Below are 15,739 nucleotides of genomic sequence, written 5' to 3'. Positions count from 1 at the left end.
ACTAACTACTAACGACTAACTACTAACGCCCTCACTGTTGTTTCTCCGTCCTGGGAAGCTTTGGAAGGTCGGAGTTGGCAGTTTGCTGCTGGGTTATGCCGAGCGCACTTAACAAAATAGCGCATCCGAGAACTAACGCTACCAAAGGGTGCTTGAGAATAACAAAATCCCGTAAAATTCTAGCTACAGGTCTACTTTGACGGCGTAGGGACGACGAGACTGCTACGTGCTGTCTGTAGATAAAAGGATCGCGGACGTAATGACCGCTTTGACAAACGACTAGCCTTTCCTGGCAATACGGACAAGAAAACAAGCCAACGCCTGTTTTTACCCTCTTAGGTGCAGGGTTTCTTTGACAAATAGGGCAAGTCACGTAATGATTATCAAAGGTGTGTGTATTCATCTACCTCGTCCGCCTAGTCCATTTACTCGCTTCATAAAACAGCTATATAGAATTTTTGATTGACACGCGTGTAGAGCACCCAGTGTTCTGACACCAGCAATCAATCACCGAATCTTTCGCATTGCGGTTTCCCTACAATTTTAGTGGTAGAAAAGCCGTCGATGCCTCTGTTTCAGGTATGTACTTTACAACGTGGCAACCATCATATCTTTGGCTGGTCAAGTTGAGTCATTTACAAGCCCGAACACGGTCGGCTTGGGGGTAAGCTCAATACTGAGAATTCCTTGACTCCAAGCACGAACGTAGACCTTCGATTCTCTCCCATTTAAGCATTCTCTCCGCGAAAATTTTGAGCACTGGCAATTTTTTAACCAAAGCTTTGTAAATCTAATATGTAGAGATGTTGGATTTATGTAGAGACGCAACATATCGCCTCTCTACTTGTCTGGTTGCTAAATAATCGCTCACAATAAAATGTAAGACATAAAAATTTAAATTTTTTATTAGATTTACTCCTCCACGCGATGAACTTTTTGCCTTCTACTCAACTGAGGAAGGTAGTGGAACAACCTGTTTCTCACTCCCTTTCGCCTCATTTGACCCATTTCATTAACCGTTTTCAGCCATCCCCAGAAAGTGTTGTTCTGTTTTTAGCCATCCTGATAGGCGGTGGTACCGGAATGGGAGTGGTCACGTTTCACTACCTGATCGAGATCGTTCACCATTTCATGCTGGAAAATTTCATGGGAGCGATTGGTGGTTGGGGCGCTTGGACTTTGGCATGTGTTCCGACATTGGGGGGATTAATTGTCGGATTCATGCGCTGGCGCACATCTGATTTTGGACCTGGGCTTTCATCTCTTATCGCTGCTTCCTCTGGAAGGGAAATACAGCGCAAACTACGACCAGTGACTAAGATGCTAGCAGCATCAGTATCTTTAGGAAGTGGTGCTTCATTAGGACCGGAAGGACCAAGTGTAGAAATTGGTGCCAATTTTGGCTTGCTACTGTCTGTTGTCCTGCAAGTCTCTCAAGAAAGGCAGCGGTTGCTTTTGGGCGCAGGTGCAGCTGCGGGCTTAGCTGCCGGGTTTAACGCCCCCATTGCAGGAGTTTTCTTTGCTCTTGAAGTGGTTTTAGGAACGACTGCCTTTGCTACTTCAGCAGTTAGTGTGGTGTTACTAGCCGCAGTTGTTGCAGCCCTGATTGCTCAAATTGGGTTGGGTTCACAGCCTGCTTTTGCCTTACCTGCTTACCAAGTCCGCAGCCCTCTGGAATTGCCCTTATATCTTGGCTTAGGTTTAGGAGCCAGCTTGGTTTCTCTGACCTATACCCAAGCAATTCGCGTGACAAAAGCCTGCTTTCACGGACAAGTGTCTCATTTACGTTGGATGAAACGCATCCCAGAACCCATTCACCCTATTATCGGCGGCGTTATTGTTGGTACAGTTGCTTTATATCTTCCTCAAATTTTAGGTATCGGTTATGGAACCATAGAAGCAATGCTTCAGGATGCAGAATTTTCTTTGCGTCTGTTAGTTATGCTTCTTGTAGGAAAACTTCTAATGACGGCTATCAGTACTGGTAGTGGTTTTGTCGGTGGTATGTTTGCACCCGCCATGTTTTTAGGTGCTTCCTTTGGAGCCGCTTACGCAAAAATTTTAGCGAGTGTAGCACCTGAAGTTGGTCAATTTATGGCAGGTCCCCCCGCTTATGCAATGGTAGGAATGGCAGCAGTTTTGGCTGCTAGTGTGCGAGCACCACTCACAGCAATTTTGATGCTTTTTGAATTAACCAGAGACTACCGTATTGTCTTACCATTAATGGCAGCAGTGGGTTTAAGTGTTTGGCTTGTAGACAGAATGAAGCCAAATTCTAACTCCAACTCCAATTTACAACAAATAGGTCTTTCGGAATTGAAAGATGAACAGGCAGAAATTTTACAGCAAATTTTGGTAGGAGATGCTATGTACTCTTGTCCCAAAAAGCTACCAGCAACTATGAAGGTAATAGAAGCAGCTTTGGAAATGACAGGAGACTTGTGTCGCAGTGCTTTGGTTGTTAATGAAATAGGGCAACTTGTTGGTATCGTCTCTTTGGAAGATATCAACCGTGCCCTTTGCGTTTGGGAAAAATACCCAAATTCATCAAGTGAAATCCGGGCTAATATCGCCAGTCAAACCCTTATGGACATCTCTACTACTGATATCCTTTATGCATGGCTTGATGAACCTCTCTCTGAAGCATTAGATCGAATGGCAGGTCGAGGTTTGCATCAATTACCTGTAGTAGCCCGAGATAACCAAGAACGAATTTTAGGTTTATTAGAACGGGAACAAATCTCTTTAACCTGCAACGTCGCAGTGACGCGCAGATCTCTTCGTCATTACTTACCAATGACTATTAAAACAGGTGTCAGTCTGGGTTCATAGTCCTTTGTCCTTTGTCTTAAATGAGTAACATCTGACAAAGGACGAAGACCATTAACTTTTTAGACTAAGGCTTCTTGTGCCTCAGCGCCTTCTCTCTCCTCAGAGTCTACTTGCCTCAGACGAATGTGTTTTTTGCCTAAAGTAATGACAAACTCATCTCCCGGCTTGAGATTCATTTGTTTTGTATAGGCTGAACCTATTAATAAGTTACCGTTCGATTGCACGCTAATTCTATAGCTAGCACTTCGTCCGCCACGCCCATTTGCACTAGGAGCACTATCTAGCTGAATGCCCTCAGCGTCAATCAGGGCATTTAAGAATTTCATCATGTTGACGCGCTCGATACCGTTTTTGGTTACGGTATAGTAGCCGCATTGTTTCGCTTTTTCTTCTTTGCTTAGGTTCTCTAGCTCTTTGACTTTTCTGAGCAGATCTTCTCCGACTAGGGGTTCAATTTTTTTCTGTTTAGCCATCAACTTAAGTCACAAACGAATGGTCAGATATGATTAATCGATATTATTTTAGCTGAGGTTGAGCTAATGCGATCGGAATCATTTGTTTTTATCTTAGCCTAGCTAAGTATATTACACCTCAAGAGCAAATTTTTGCTCGTCTAGCAATATTGCCAATACAATATAGTCTAAAGAAGACAAATAATGGTGATAACTATAGTTTGTAAGTTTTTGAAGACTGCCACCAGATATTTGTTTAAGTTTTTTAAAGGATGCTAAGAGGGTTGCCTAACTACAAAATTTGATAATTGTCACATAACTACCTACAAAATTTGATAATTATCACATAAAATGATAAGCAAAACTGAACTCTAGTCATTCGTCCTTTGTTAATTGCCTGTTGACTCTTGACTCTTGACTCTTGACTCTTGACTAAAATGAAACTAACGACTAGAGGACATTACAGTGTAAAAGCGTTGCTTGATTTAAGCTTACAGCCAGAATATGGCCCAGCATCTACTAAAGCAATAGCCTCCCGCCAAGATATCCCTGCTCCTTACCTGGAAAAATTACTAATAGAAATGCGCCGCGCTGGATTGGTGAAATCAATTCGCGGCAGTATTGGAGGTTATCAACTTGCGCGATCGCCCGCACAAATTTCTTTGGGAGAAATTTTAGAAGCAGTTGGTGAAACTATTGAACCCTTACCTCATCACCAAGCGTCTCCAACCCAAGCAGAAGATTGGGTAACCTATAGCCTTTGGCAGAGATTGCACCAAAAACTCAAAGAAGCGTTATACAGTATTACTCTGGCAGACCTATATTATGATGCTCGTAGTTGGCAAGCTTCTCTTGGAGAAGAAGCCAGTTTTATTGTTTAGTCATTAGTCTCTTAGCATAAACCCTAACAAAGGACAAAAGACTAATGACAGAGGAAACTCGTAAAAAAGACCAATGACATCTGCTGTTATTTTAATCATTGCCGCTACTATAGATTACTTAATTGGCGATCCTTGGGATTGGCCTCATCCAGTAAAAGTAATGGGATGGGTAATTTCGCACTTTACCAAACTCGCTTTAACATATTGTCATAATTCTGTCACGCAACGCATAGCTGGAATTTTGCTAGGCATCATCTTAATACTTGGTAGTGGCACTATTGGATATTTCCTTATTCTAACTACCAAACTTATACATCCCCTTTTAGGAGGAACATTAGAATGCATTCTCCTAGCCAGCTGTTTTGCTGGTCGCAGTTTGAGAGTAGCAGCCCAAACAGTTTTACAACCTCTAACAGCAGGTAACTTGTCGGAAGCTCGTTCTGTTTTGAGTAATTATGTTGGTCGAGATACAGAGAATTTGACAGAATCAGAAGTTTTGCGAGCAACTCTAGAAACTGTGACTGAGAATGCCACTGATGGGGTGATGGCTCCTCTTTTTTATGCGATTATTGGAGCGTTTGTACCTGTTGTCGGTTCGACTCCCTTAGCTTTAGCGTACAAAGCCAGCAGCACTCTCGATTCAATGGTGGGCTACCGGGAAGCGCCGTATACCTATTTAGGATGGTTTAGTGCAAGGGTGGAAGATTGCCTGAGTTGGATTCCATGTCGATTTTTCGTCATAACACTGGCACTTCTTTCAGGTAAACCTTTGCACGTTTGGCAAATTTGCCGTCGAGATGCTGTTAGCGATCCCAGTCCCAACTCTGGGTGGAGTGAGTGCGCCTACGCTGCTATTTTAGGTGTGCAAATGGGTGGTACAAATTGGTATCGTGGCATTGCAAAGCAAAAACCACTGCTTGGAGACGCTATCAATCCCATTACCTCAAGTTGTATCGAGCAAGCTATGCAACTGACTCGTTATTGTTTTTTACTTTGGTTGGGCATAGGTTGTACTTTACTTCATATATATAGTATTTATTAACTCACTCCCCGCCTCATAGATGCAGAATTGTAACGAGAGTAGTACCCACCTGAGATAAAAACAGGTAATCATGGAGATAGAGAATTCCTAGCTGCTCATTGTTAATAACCAATGGCTGGTTGCTGTATTGCGATTAGTCATTAGCCATTAGCTATTGTCAAAAACATGGTTCAGGGGTATCAGTCTATGATTCTATCTACTCAAGCTAAAGTTGTTGAAATTCTTTCACCACAAGAACTCCGTCGTACCGTTAATCGCCTCGCGTCCCAAATTGTAGAAAAAACTCCATATCTGTCTCAACTCGTTTTAATTGGTATCTATACCAGAGGTGTGCCATTAGCCCAGATGCTGGCACGTCAAATTGAGGCGCTTGAAGGTGTACCTATAGAAGTGGGAGCATTGGATATTACGTTTTATCGCGATGATTTGGATCAAATTGGGTTGCGGACTCCTGCAAAAACCGACATCCCTTTCGATCTCACGGGAAAAACAGTTATCCTCGTAGATGATGTCATTTATAAAGGTCGGACAATTCGTGCGGCTTTAAATGCTGTCAACGAATATGGTAGACCGGAGTCCATTCGTCTGGCAGTTTTGGTAGACAGGGGTCATCGTGAAGTCCCAATTCATCCAGATTTTGTTGGCAAGCAATTACCTACTGCCAAAGATGAGAGTGTCAAAGTCTTCCTACAAGAACTTGATGGACGAGATAGTGTGGAGTTAATAGGAGAGAAGTAGGCAAAACGAAGTAATTCGTAGTGAAACCGACTAAAGTCATTCGTCATTCGTAATTCGTAATTCGTAATGGCTATCTCAATTACGAACTACGAATTATCAATTAGGAATTCCTCATGACAGGACTAGCGTGATGGTGAACTAAGTACCATTTGCCACCAAAAAACTCAAAGATGTTCGTCGCTGTAGATTGGGCTTCGAGTCTTCTACCGTTGACAATTTGCAAAATATTCTCTACAAGTACCACATAAGCGACATTTTCGCGAACTTCTGTCGTAATGATATTTGTGTTGATCTCGATGTAAGCTGTATTTCTAAAGATTTTTACCCAGGAAGTCTGAATCTCCTTCCAGCCGCGCAGCACATTCCATCCAGGGTGAACGCACAGGCTACCAGTTCCTTGCGACCACACTGCACCCATTGCTTCAAGGTCTTTCTTTTCAAAGGCTCGATAAAAAGCTTCATTAACAGCTAAAACTTCAGAATGCTGGTGAGTCATAATTAGTTGCGTTAGGGCTTAGGATGAGCTTGCCTCATATCTATGATATCGGTGGGCAGTGCCCCCCCTACAAATCTACAAATCTCGGGAATTTTCTAATTTTCACTTTTAACGGTGCTAATCGTTTGTAAGAGTTGTTTTGCGGTATATGGTTTGGCTAAGAAGGCTTTGACTCCTACCTCTGTAACGGCATTAATCTTTTCAGTAGAAGCCAGCCCGCTCACAGCAATGATTTTTACGTCCGGATTAATTTTTTGTAGCGTCCGAATTGTTGTTAACCCATCCATAGATGGCATGACCATATCTGTTAAAACAATGGATATCTGATGCCGATATTCTGCATAAAGGGCGATCGCTTCAATGCCATCACTAGCAGTTATGGCTTTGTAGTTATAGTTTTCCAATGATGTTTTGGTAACTTCTCGAATTGAGTCTTCATCATCTACAACTAAAATCAATTCTCCATTCCCCTGTGGTAAATCCATTTCTTGCTCTTCCAGGGTTTCTTTTGCTTCTTGTGCTGGTAAATACACTTTAAACTGAGTGCCTTTCCCTATTTCACTGTAGACATTAATAAAACCGCTGTGACTCTTAATAATGCCTAGTACTGTAGAAAGTCCTAATCCAGTACCTTTTCCAATTTCTTTAGTGGTAAAAAATGGTTCAAAAATACGGTCTACTATTTCATAAGGAATACCAACTCCAGTATCTGAAACGGTAATGACCACATAAGACCCAACACGAGCATCAATGTGCATTCTAGCGTAATTTTCGTCAACTAAAAGATTTTCAGCAGCGATCAGCAAGGTACCACCATTGGGCATAGCATCACGAGCATTAACGCACAAATTCATCAAGACTTGATGTAGTTGAGTTGCATCACCAGAAACAGCCCACAGATTTTGTGCTATTTGAACGGACAACTGAATAGATTTGGGAAATGTTTCTCCTAGAACTTGCTGGATTTCTCTAATCAAATGCTTTAATTGGAGTAGAGTGCGATTGCCCTCTATTCCCCGAGTAAAAGAGAGCACTTGCTTCACCAAATTTGCTCCACGCTTAGCATTGGATATTAAGATAGGCAGCAATCGCTTACTGCGTTCATCATGCAATTGTGATTCCAGAAGTTGTGCCGTCATGAGAATAGGCGCAAGAACATTGTTAAGATCGTGAGCAATACCACTTGCTAGGGTACCAATGCTCTCAAGACGTTGGGCGCGAAAAAATTGTGCTTTTAGTTCTTTTTTTTCTGTGATATCAGTATTAACAACGAGAATTGATTGTCTTTTTTTATCAAACTCTCGTACCAAAGTCCAGCGACTCTCAACAATAATTTCTTTACCTAATTTTGTTCGTTGATATAACTCCCCTTCCCAAGAGCCACTTTTTACCAAGGAATTAAGAGCTGATTGTAATTGCGATAAATCTTTTTCATCCCACAGTTCTGGTACTTTCTTGCCTATCACCTCAGTTGATTTCCAACCATAAAGATTCTCGGCGGCTTTATTCCAAAATAAAATTTTGTTTTCTAAATCTCGTACAAAAATTGCGTCGGTGGCAACATCAAGTAAAGCTGCCTGTTCGCGTATTTTTAACTCGGCTCGTTTGCGTTCAAAAGCGTAGCGGATGGCACGTTCAAGCAGTGGTGCAGTCAATTGACCTTTTTCTAAATAATCTACTGCACCTGCTTTCATTGCCTCAATATCTATTTCCCTATCTCCCTGACCTGTCAGTAAAATGATTGGGGAAGAGCAGCCGAGATTTATGGCTTCATGCAACAGTTCCAAGCCGTTATATGCTCCCAAACGGTAATCTACAAGATACAGATCGTGTTGGTTATTAGCAAGAGCCTCCTTTGCTGACTGATAACTGTTAACCCATTCCAACTCGCAATAAGCCATCTGAAATTCACGGAACCAATCACGAGTTAGAGTGTAATCATCTTCGTCATCATCGACTAAAAGAACTTTAATGGGGATTTGCTTCATTTCTGCCTCCCTTTTTTATAGTGGCAGTTCCACGGTGTCAAACCAGTATTTTCCTATTGCCTTCATCACCTCAACCAAGGAAGCGAAAGTCGCTGGTTTAATAATGAAAGAGTTCGCACCCAAATCATAAGTACTGTGAATATCTTCCTCTGCCTTAGAGGTTGTGAGCACAACAATGGGAATTTGCCTGAGATTAGAGTCAGCTTTAATTTCCTTAAGCGCTTCACGACCATCTTTTTTGGGCATATTTAAATCTAGCAAGATTAGACACGGACGTGGTGCAATATTTTTGTCGGCATACTTACCACGTTGATGGAGATAATCCATCAACTCCTCACCATCAGTGACAGTGTACAATTCGTGAGTCAAGCGGCTTTCGGTCAATGCCTCACGAACTAACATACGGTCATCCTCATCGTCTTCAGCCATTAAGATTGTAGTGGTTGTTTGCCGACCATTCACTCTACGTTCTCTCCTTTACGTTGGTTATATCATTAATTGATTGTTAAAATAAAACCAATAGCGGAGCTCGGTTGTAAAATCATTACACCCTTTGCAGTATAATAAACTGTTATTCAGAAAAGCGAATCAAGCAGACGGATAAATTGGTAGTAAAACAATGAAACTCGATCCCTGACTTGGTTGACTCCGTGCAGTAATGGTCCAACCGTGACGCTCCACAATCTTACGGGCAATAGCTAACCCCATCCCCGTGCCTTCATATTCGTTGCGACCGTGCAAACGTTGAAAAACGTTAAAAATGCGATCGAGGTACTTTTCGTCAAAACCAATACCATTGTCTTCAACAATAATTTGACAATTGTCCGTAGAGTTTTGTTCGCTGTAAATTTTGACAATAGGTATCTCTTCTTTACGGTGAAACTTCAGCGCGTTGCTAATGAGATTTTGCAGCAATTGATGCATCTGTAGTGGATCGGCATGAACCGTCGGTAACTCACCCACTTCCACACGGGCTTGAGTTTGTAAAATACGGATTTCTAAATCAGATAAGACCTCTTGCATCACTTGGGTCAGATTCACTCGCTCAAAAGGTTTTGCTCTAGTGGTAACTCTTGAAAGTGTGAGCAAATCCTCAATTAAAGCATGCATCCTACGAGTTGCATTCTGCATCCGTTCAAGATAGTCGCTTCCCTGTTCGGTCAAAGCGTCACCACAAGAAGCTTTTAATCGCTCTCCAAATGTTTTTATTTTACGCAGTGGTTCTTGTAAGTCGTGAGAAGCAATAAAGGCAAATTGTTGCAGCTCCTCATTGGAACGCGTGAGTTCTTGTCGTTGGCGAGTTTCTTGTTCTAAAAGTTGAGCTTGAGCTAAAGCAATACCTATCTGATCTGCTAACTGTCGTAAAAGTTCAGTTTGCCAACTTGTCCACTCGCGAGGGGAAGCACATTGATGAGCAATAAGCAGACCCCATAATTTATTCTTTAAAAAGATAGGTACGACTAAGTTGGCTTTGACACCTAATTGTTGTAAAAATTTTATATAGCAAGATTCTACTGCTACCTGCTCAACGTTAGCAATAGAACCAATCCGCCCTTGACGATATTTCTCTATGTAATCCTCTTGAAAGCAGGGATCGTCAATATTATGTCCCAAAACAGACAGAAATCCAGGAACAACAGCCTCCTGTACAACAACTCCGGAACCATCTGATAGCAACCGAAAAATTAGTACGCGGTCTGCGTGCAACACCTGTTGCACTTCTGTGACGCTTGTTTGAAGAATTTCATCAATCTGCAAGGACTGACGAATTTTTAACGTGATGTCGGCAAATAATTGAGAGCGCTGTTCGCTGTCTCTGAGGGCGTCTTCGACTTTTTGACGCTCAATTGCCGCAGCCAGCATATTGGTCACAGCTTGTAAGAAGTAAATGTCATCTTTATTGAAGGTGTGCGATCGCGTTGTATGGACTTCTAAAACACCAAAAGGAGCGTTTTTTCCAGGAATTAATAACGAAAGACCACTGACTATTTCACCCTCGCCCAGCAACTGTGGTTTAGAAAAGCGCGTTTCCGTGCGAAAATCATTAACAATCACTGCTTCTTGAAAAAGTAGGGTATACCCAGCTTGAGAATCTCTTGCGGCGCTAACAGTTGTTTTTTCTACTAGATCTTCGTGCCAACCTACCCCTGCTTTTAGCTTGAAAGTTTGACCATCAGGCATAAGTTCCAAAATATTGCAATACTCCACCTCAAGGCTTTGGGCAACAAGGGTGACAGTTTCATGCATTAATGTAGTTAAACAAAGACCAGCTAATGCCATTTGACTGAGTTCTGCCACCAGTGCCTGTCTGTTGGCATAAACTTCCAGTGACTCTTCCGCTTGCTTGTGCTTAGTAATGTCCATATCTACTCCGGACATCCGCAGCGCTACTCCTTCAGAGTTACGAAAAACAACTCCCTTGCTTGCCATCCAATGAATAGTACCGTCTTGCCAAAGAACCCGGAATTCAATGTCGTATTCAGTTCCTTCTTGAAGAGCCTGTTTCACTGAACGGTTGACAAAATCACGGTCTTGGGGATGAAGGCGTTCAATAAAAGCTTCATAGGATGTACCTTCAATCTCATTTTCCAAAGGAAAAAGTGCTTTGAAACGATCTGACCAAGCCACTTTGTTACTTGTCATGTCCCAATCCCAAGTACTCATGCGAGCGGCTTCTAATGCTATCCTGAGTTGAGCCTCTCGTCTCTGGGCCTGCTGAGTTTGCTGTTGTAATTCTTGCATCGCACGACGGGCTTCCAATAGACGACGCACTCGCTGACGCAAAACTTGCCATTGAATTGGCTTGGTAACGTAATCTGTCGCACCAGCTGCGAAAGCACGCTCTACTGATACCTCATCCGCAAGCCCAGTAATCATTAATACGGGTGTTTCTGTACCACCAGGAAGTGTTTGTAATTGAGAACAACAGGTAAACCCATCCATCGTGGGCATAATAGCATCTAGCAGTACTATATCTGGCTGTAATTTTTTATACAATTTTAAAGCTTGCTGACCATTGCTTGCCTCTATCACCCGGTACCCTTCTCTTTCCAGGAGTCCCCGCATTTGTAACTGTGTAATATCATCGTCGTCTACAACCAGTATTATATTAGTCATTTATTATTTGTCTTTTATCATTTGTCACTAGTTTAAGACAAAGAACAAAGAATTATTGACCAATGACTGTGTGTAGAGTTTTTAATAATTCCTGTGCTGTATAGGGTTTTGGCAAAAATATTGTGGGTACAGCTGTTTTATTGAATAGCACTTGATCGCTTGTAGCCAATCCACTGACAGCAATGATACTCAAAAGAGGGTTCATTCTTTGCAAAGCACAGATAGCAGTGGCTCCATCCATGTTTGGCATCATCATATCTACAATTGCCGCACTAATTTTATCTTTGTACTGAGCATATAACGCTACTGCTTCTATGCCATCACTAGCAGTCATTACTTTATAATTATTATTTTCTAAAGAAGTTTTGGTAATTTCTCGCACAGCAGGTTCATCATCTACCACTAAAATCCATTCTCCAAATCCTGTTGGTATATCCAAATCTTCCACAGATTGCATAGCCACTGTATGGATAGCTGGCACATAGACTTTAAATATTGTGCCCTTACCCAAGCTGCTGGACACGCTAATAAAACCACCATGTCCTTTAACAATGCCCATAACTGTTGATAGCCCCAGCCCAGTTCCTTTACCAAATTCTTTGGTTGTAAAAAATGGTTCAAAAATTCTATCTAAAAGCTCATTGGAAATACCTACGCCTGTATCAGTGATTGTGAGAACAATGTAAGACCCTTCTTTAGCATCAAGATGCATCCTAGCAAAGTTTTCGTCAATGAACACGTTCTTAGCTGAGATTGTTAAAGTTCCACCTTTAGGCATTGCATCTCTAGCGTTAAGACACAAATTCATTAGAACTTGATGCAATTGAGTACTATCACCTTGCACTGGCAACAGGTCTGACTGAATCTCTGTTTGAACAGTTATGCATTTTGGAAATGTTTGCTCGACAATTTGCTTCATTTCCGCAATGAGATGCTTGATTTGGAGGACAGTGCGATCGCCCTCCATTCCACGTGCAAAAGAAAGAACTTGTTTAACCAAATTAGCGCCGCGTTTGCCATTATTTTCCACAATTGTTAGTATTTCCTTGCTGCGTTCATCCTGACATTTCATTTTGAGCATTTGGACTGACATTAAAATTGGAGAAAGAACATTATTCAAATCATGAGCAATTCCACTAGCAAGAGTTCCGATACTCTCCATGCGTTGAGCGCGTAAAAACTGCTTTTCCAGTTGTTTTTTCTGAGTTATATCAGTATCCACAACAAGAATAGATTTGGGTTGATAATATTCATCTCTTATTAGTGTCCAACGACTTTCAACTAGAATTTCTTTGCCAGACTTAGTAATTTTTTGCAATTCCCCTTGCCAAGAACCATGCTCTAAAATGTTTTTGTAAATTTCTAAATGTTGTGTTATCGGTTCGTTATATAAAATTTCATCAGCATTTTTACCAAGAGCTTCTTTCGCATCCCAACCATAAAGTTTTTCTGCGCTTTTATTCCATAGCAAAATTTTATTTTTCAAATCTCGCACAACAATTGCATCCGTAGCTATATCAAGTAACGCTGCTTGTTCGCGGATTTTTTGTTCTGCTTGTTTGCGTATGGTAATATCTTCAACAATATACGCAAATCGCTGACATTTTCCATAATCCTCCACAATTGCCGAGACTGTAGCCTTCAGCCATCTGTCACCATCAGCTGTTTCGTGGGGATATTCAAAGGTTACAGGTGATTGAGTGCGTTCTGCTTGACGGTAATAATTAATCCAATCACCTACGTACTTCTGTGACATACCCATGTCTCTAGCAAGGCGATTTCGCATTTCTGCTGGGGTGATGCCGAAGAATTTTGCTGTCGCAGCGTTATTAGAAGTATGCAGGATTTCATTGTTTGCCAGTTCAACAATGCCCATCATCATTGGCGCACTGTCAAAGAAACTGCTGAGTACAGATTCACTTTGCCGTAATGCTTCTTGTGCCTGTTTATAATCATTTTTTATACTTGCTACCTCAGTTAAGTTCCGGCGTAGTTCCAGTTGCCTCATAATCAAGCGACTAATTGCTTTGAGCGACTCTACTTGTTCCGACTTCATCTGGCGTGGTGTGCGATCGATAACACATAAAGTACCTATAACTTCTCCCTCTGGACTTATTAAAGGAACCCCAGCATAAAATCTTACATAGGGGGCAGAGGTAACTACAGGGTTACAGGCAAACCGTCGATCCGCCCAGGTGTCAGGAATAACTACAATATCGCGTTGTTCAACACAATAGGAGCAAAAACCTAAATCTACTGGCATTACTTCCACATCCAGCCCCACTTTTGCTTTAAACCACTGACGGTTAGTGTCTATAAAATTGATGAGTGAAATTGGTGTCGCACACACTTGGGCTGCGAGGAATGCTAAATCGTCAAATGCTTCTTCCGGTGAAGTGTCGAGAATCTGATAGTGATGGAGAACTTTTAACCTCGCTGCTTCATTTTTTAATAAGGAACTCATTATATCTTTTCCTACTTTTGCTGAATTATGGCTTTCAAAATGCTGTAACTCGCAGTTGTTAGAGATAATCAATATGGAGATTTTCAGGGCGGCTGCAGGAAATTCTTGCTACCTGTGAGTTTGTTGATGAGAGCCATAGATATCTAGATTTTCAGCTTGTGAGAATTATATATATCGAAATTTTCAACTTTTGAAAGCGAAATTTGTCGCTCAGAGTGCCTTCATGCGGTAGCCCTAACTGACAACTGTTTCCCTGGTTAATTAAGTGGTTACCATATTTGTTAACTCAATCGACTTACTAATTGATTTGTTAGAAGTTTATAAATGATTTTGTTACTTAACTATATTAATATGCCTAAAGGGGGATGACGACTTTTTTTCCGGATTTCAGTAAATTTTTTGAAATTATACAGTAGTTGCGTATAATTTCGTAAAAGTCTGTTAATATTTAAATTGTTATAATTGTTGCAAATACCTGCTAAAGGTTGTTGTCAGAGTAGGGATTGCAGTTTGAAGGACGTATCAAGGTTTTTGAATTCCCCACATACTTGTGGGCGTTTTTCCCCTATCGCTGTAACTCTAAGAACAAGAATTAAGTCAGTCGGTAGAAATAAAACCAAGTTTGTTAAGGAATGTAAACCTTACCATAACCCTGACAAATGACAAACGACAAAGAACGACTTTAACCAGATAACTTTACTTGTACCGATTTACATAAAAATTACCAAAAATGAATTTGGCTGTAACAAATCGATTTGCAACTCCCATAAAACCAAAAACCGAAGATGGCTTTGCCATTACCTTTGCGCCATTGTCTCTGGATGAAGTTTACGCTAAAGCTGATGACCTATCTAATGGGGCTGTGGTGGTTATGAGTGGAATGGTTCGCAATCAAACCAATGGTCAACCTGTGGTTGCTCTAGAGTATCAAGCTTATGAACCTATGGCTTTGCGTGTGTTTTATCAAATTGCTGCTGATATTCGCTCTTCATGGCCGATTGTCAATCGCGTCGTCATTCACCATCGCATTGGGCGTTTACAAGTTGGTGAAATTAGCGTTCTAGTCGCAGTAGGTTGTCCCCACCGTTCTGAAGCGTTTGAAGCTTGCCGCTATGCGATTGATACCCTCAAACACAATGCTCCCATTTGGAAGAAAGAACATTGGCAAGATGGTTCGAGTAGTTGGGTGAGTATTGGTGCTTGTGAAGAGCAAAATTGTTAGTGCTTTGTTGTTGTGAGTAGCTACTCACAACTCACAACTAACTTATATTTTCTTTATATTTTTTTACAAAAAAGCTACTTATCTATTTCAGTTTGTAACTATTTGCTTATCTCAAAAGGCTATTCCTTTAGACTTATCTCCAATAGAAACTTTTGGGGTAAATACCAATGCAATCATTAAGTTTCATTTGTCACGGTTCTGTAGTTGCTGTTTCCTTTGTAGCTTGTATTGTAGGTTTGCTTTTATTGTGGGAAGACAAGCAACACAAGAATGAAATAGAAGAAACAGAGAAAATTCTGTTTAGAATGAGCTTTTCTTACTGGCTCGTTTACTGTGTTGCTTTTGCTATTCAGAAACTTGTTCTCCCTGACTGGGAAACTCTATTGATGACTTTAAGAATAACAACCGCACTGTCATATTTCTTAACATTTTCTTGTATTATCAGTCTGCCACTACACAAATTGGCAGTACGTCATGTTCAAGATTAGTTATTGGTCATTAGTCATT

General features: G+C 41.2%; 13 protein-coding genes. 6 read left to right on the top strand and 7 right to left on the bottom strand.

The window, feature by feature from the left end:
- Nucleotides 1–31: 31 nt before the first annotated feature.
- The gene (locus ACYRY3_RS29375) at nucleotides 32–403 is read right to left on the bottom strand and encodes a hypothetical protein (protein WP_460205207.1); all 372 of its coding nucleotides are present in this window, start codon (nucleotides 401–403) and stop codon (nucleotides 32–34) included.
- 524 nt (nucleotides 404–927) lie between these two features.
- On the opposite strand from ACYRY3_RS29375, the gene ACYRY3_RS29370 reads away from it, so the two are divergent.
- Entirely contained in the window at nucleotides 928–2,832 is a 1,905-nt protein-coding gene (locus tag ACYRY3_RS29370; protein ID WP_460205206.1) for a chloride channel protein, read from the top strand.
- 59 nt (nucleotides 2,833–2,891) lie between these two features.
- Here the strand turns inward: ACYRY3_RS29370 and ACYRY3_RS29365 are convergent, their stop codons facing one another.
- Nucleotides 2,892–3,305 (bottom strand): AbrB family transcriptional regulator, encoded by a 414-nt coding sequence (locus ACYRY3_RS29365; protein WP_460205205.1) that lies wholly within the window; start codon nucleotides 3,303–3,305, stop codon nucleotides 2,892–2,894.
- A 416-nt stretch (nucleotides 3,306–3,721) separates the two neighbouring features.
- Here ACYRY3_RS29365 and ACYRY3_RS29360 point away from each other — a divergent pair, with 416 nt between their 5' ends.
- From ACYRY3_RS29360 to pyrR, 3 genes are all read left to right on the top strand, one after another.
- Nucleotides 3,722–4,165, top strand: coding sequence for an Rrf2 family transcriptional regulator (locus ACYRY3_RS29360; protein WP_460205275.1), 444 nt, complete (start codon nucleotides 3,722–3,724; stop codon nucleotides 4,163–4,165).
- Between the two features lie 73 nt (nucleotides 4,166–4,238).
- Complete coding sequence (cbiB, locus tag ACYRY3_RS29355; protein ID WP_460205204.1) at nucleotides 4,239–5,207, top strand: adenosylcobinamide-phosphate synthase CbiB; 969 nt, start codon at nucleotides 4,239–4,241, stop codon at nucleotides 5,205–5,207.
- Between the two features lie 186 nt (nucleotides 5,208–5,393).
- Nucleotides 5,394–5,945 carry a bifunctional pyr operon transcriptional regulator/uracil phosphoribosyltransferase PyrR gene (gene pyrR / locus ACYRY3_RS29350; protein WP_460205203.1) on the top strand — a complete coding sequence of 184 codons (552 nt, stop codon included), beginning with the start codon at nucleotides 5,394–5,396 and terminating at the stop codon, nucleotides 5,943–5,945.
- 100 nt (nucleotides 5,946–6,045) lie between these two features.
- On the opposite strand, the gene ACYRY3_RS29345 is transcribed toward pyrR, so the two are convergent.
- The 5 genes from ACYRY3_RS29345 to ACYRY3_RS29325 all read right to left on the bottom strand — a co-directional run bounded on the left by ACYRY3_RS29345 (nucleotide 6,046) and on the right by ACYRY3_RS29325 (nucleotide 14,010).
- Nucleotides 6,046–6,441, bottom strand: a complete 396-nt coding sequence (locus tag ACYRY3_RS29345) for a nuclear transport factor 2 family protein (protein ID WP_460205202.1) — start codon at nucleotides 6,439–6,441, stop codon at nucleotides 6,046–6,048.
- A gap of 95 nt (nucleotides 6,442–6,536) precedes the next feature.
- Nucleotides 6,537–8,429, bottom strand: a complete 1,893-nt coding sequence (locus ACYRY3_RS29340) for a hybrid sensor histidine kinase/response regulator (RefSeq protein WP_460205201.1) — start codon at nucleotides 8,427–8,429, stop codon at nucleotides 6,537–6,539.
- Between the two features lie 15 nt (nucleotides 8,430–8,444).
- On the bottom strand, nucleotides 8,445–8,891 hold the full coding sequence (locus ACYRY3_RS29335; protein ID WP_460205200.1) for a response regulator: 447 nt from the start codon (nucleotides 8,889–8,891) through the stop codon (nucleotides 8,445–8,447).
- 126 nt (nucleotides 8,892–9,017) lie between these two features.
- Nucleotides 9,018–11,546: a GAF domain-containing protein gene (locus ACYRY3_RS29330; protein ID WP_460205199.1), complete on the bottom strand. Its 2,529-nt coding sequence runs from the start codon at nucleotides 11,544–11,546 to the stop codon at nucleotides 9,018–9,020.
- A 52-nt stretch (nucleotides 11,547–11,598) separates the two neighbouring features.
- A complete protein-coding gene (locus ACYRY3_RS29325; RefSeq protein ID WP_460205198.1) occupies nucleotides 11,599–14,010 on the bottom strand; it encodes a hybrid sensor histidine kinase/response regulator in 2,412 nt (803 codons plus the stop codon).
- Nucleotides 14,011–14,740: 730 nt separating this feature from the next.
- On the opposite strand from ACYRY3_RS29325, the gene ACYRY3_RS29320 reads away from it, so the two are divergent.
- Both ACYRY3_RS29320 and ACYRY3_RS29315 read left to right on the top strand, forming a co-directional pair.
- A complete protein-coding gene (locus ACYRY3_RS29320; protein WP_460205197.1) occupies nucleotides 14,741–15,232 on the top strand; it encodes a molybdenum cofactor biosynthesis protein MoaE in 492 nt (163 codons plus the stop codon).
- Between the two features lie 167 nt (nucleotides 15,233–15,399).
- Nucleotides 15,400–15,720, top strand: a complete 321-nt coding sequence (locus ACYRY3_RS29315; RefSeq protein WP_460205196.1) for a hypothetical protein — start codon at nucleotides 15,400–15,402, stop codon at nucleotides 15,718–15,720.
- The last annotated feature ends 19 nt before the right edge of the window (nucleotides 15,721–15,739 follow it).

This window comes from Scytonema sp. NUACC21 (assembly GCF_054684315.1).
This window is presented reverse-complemented; position numbering and strand designations above follow the sequence as displayed.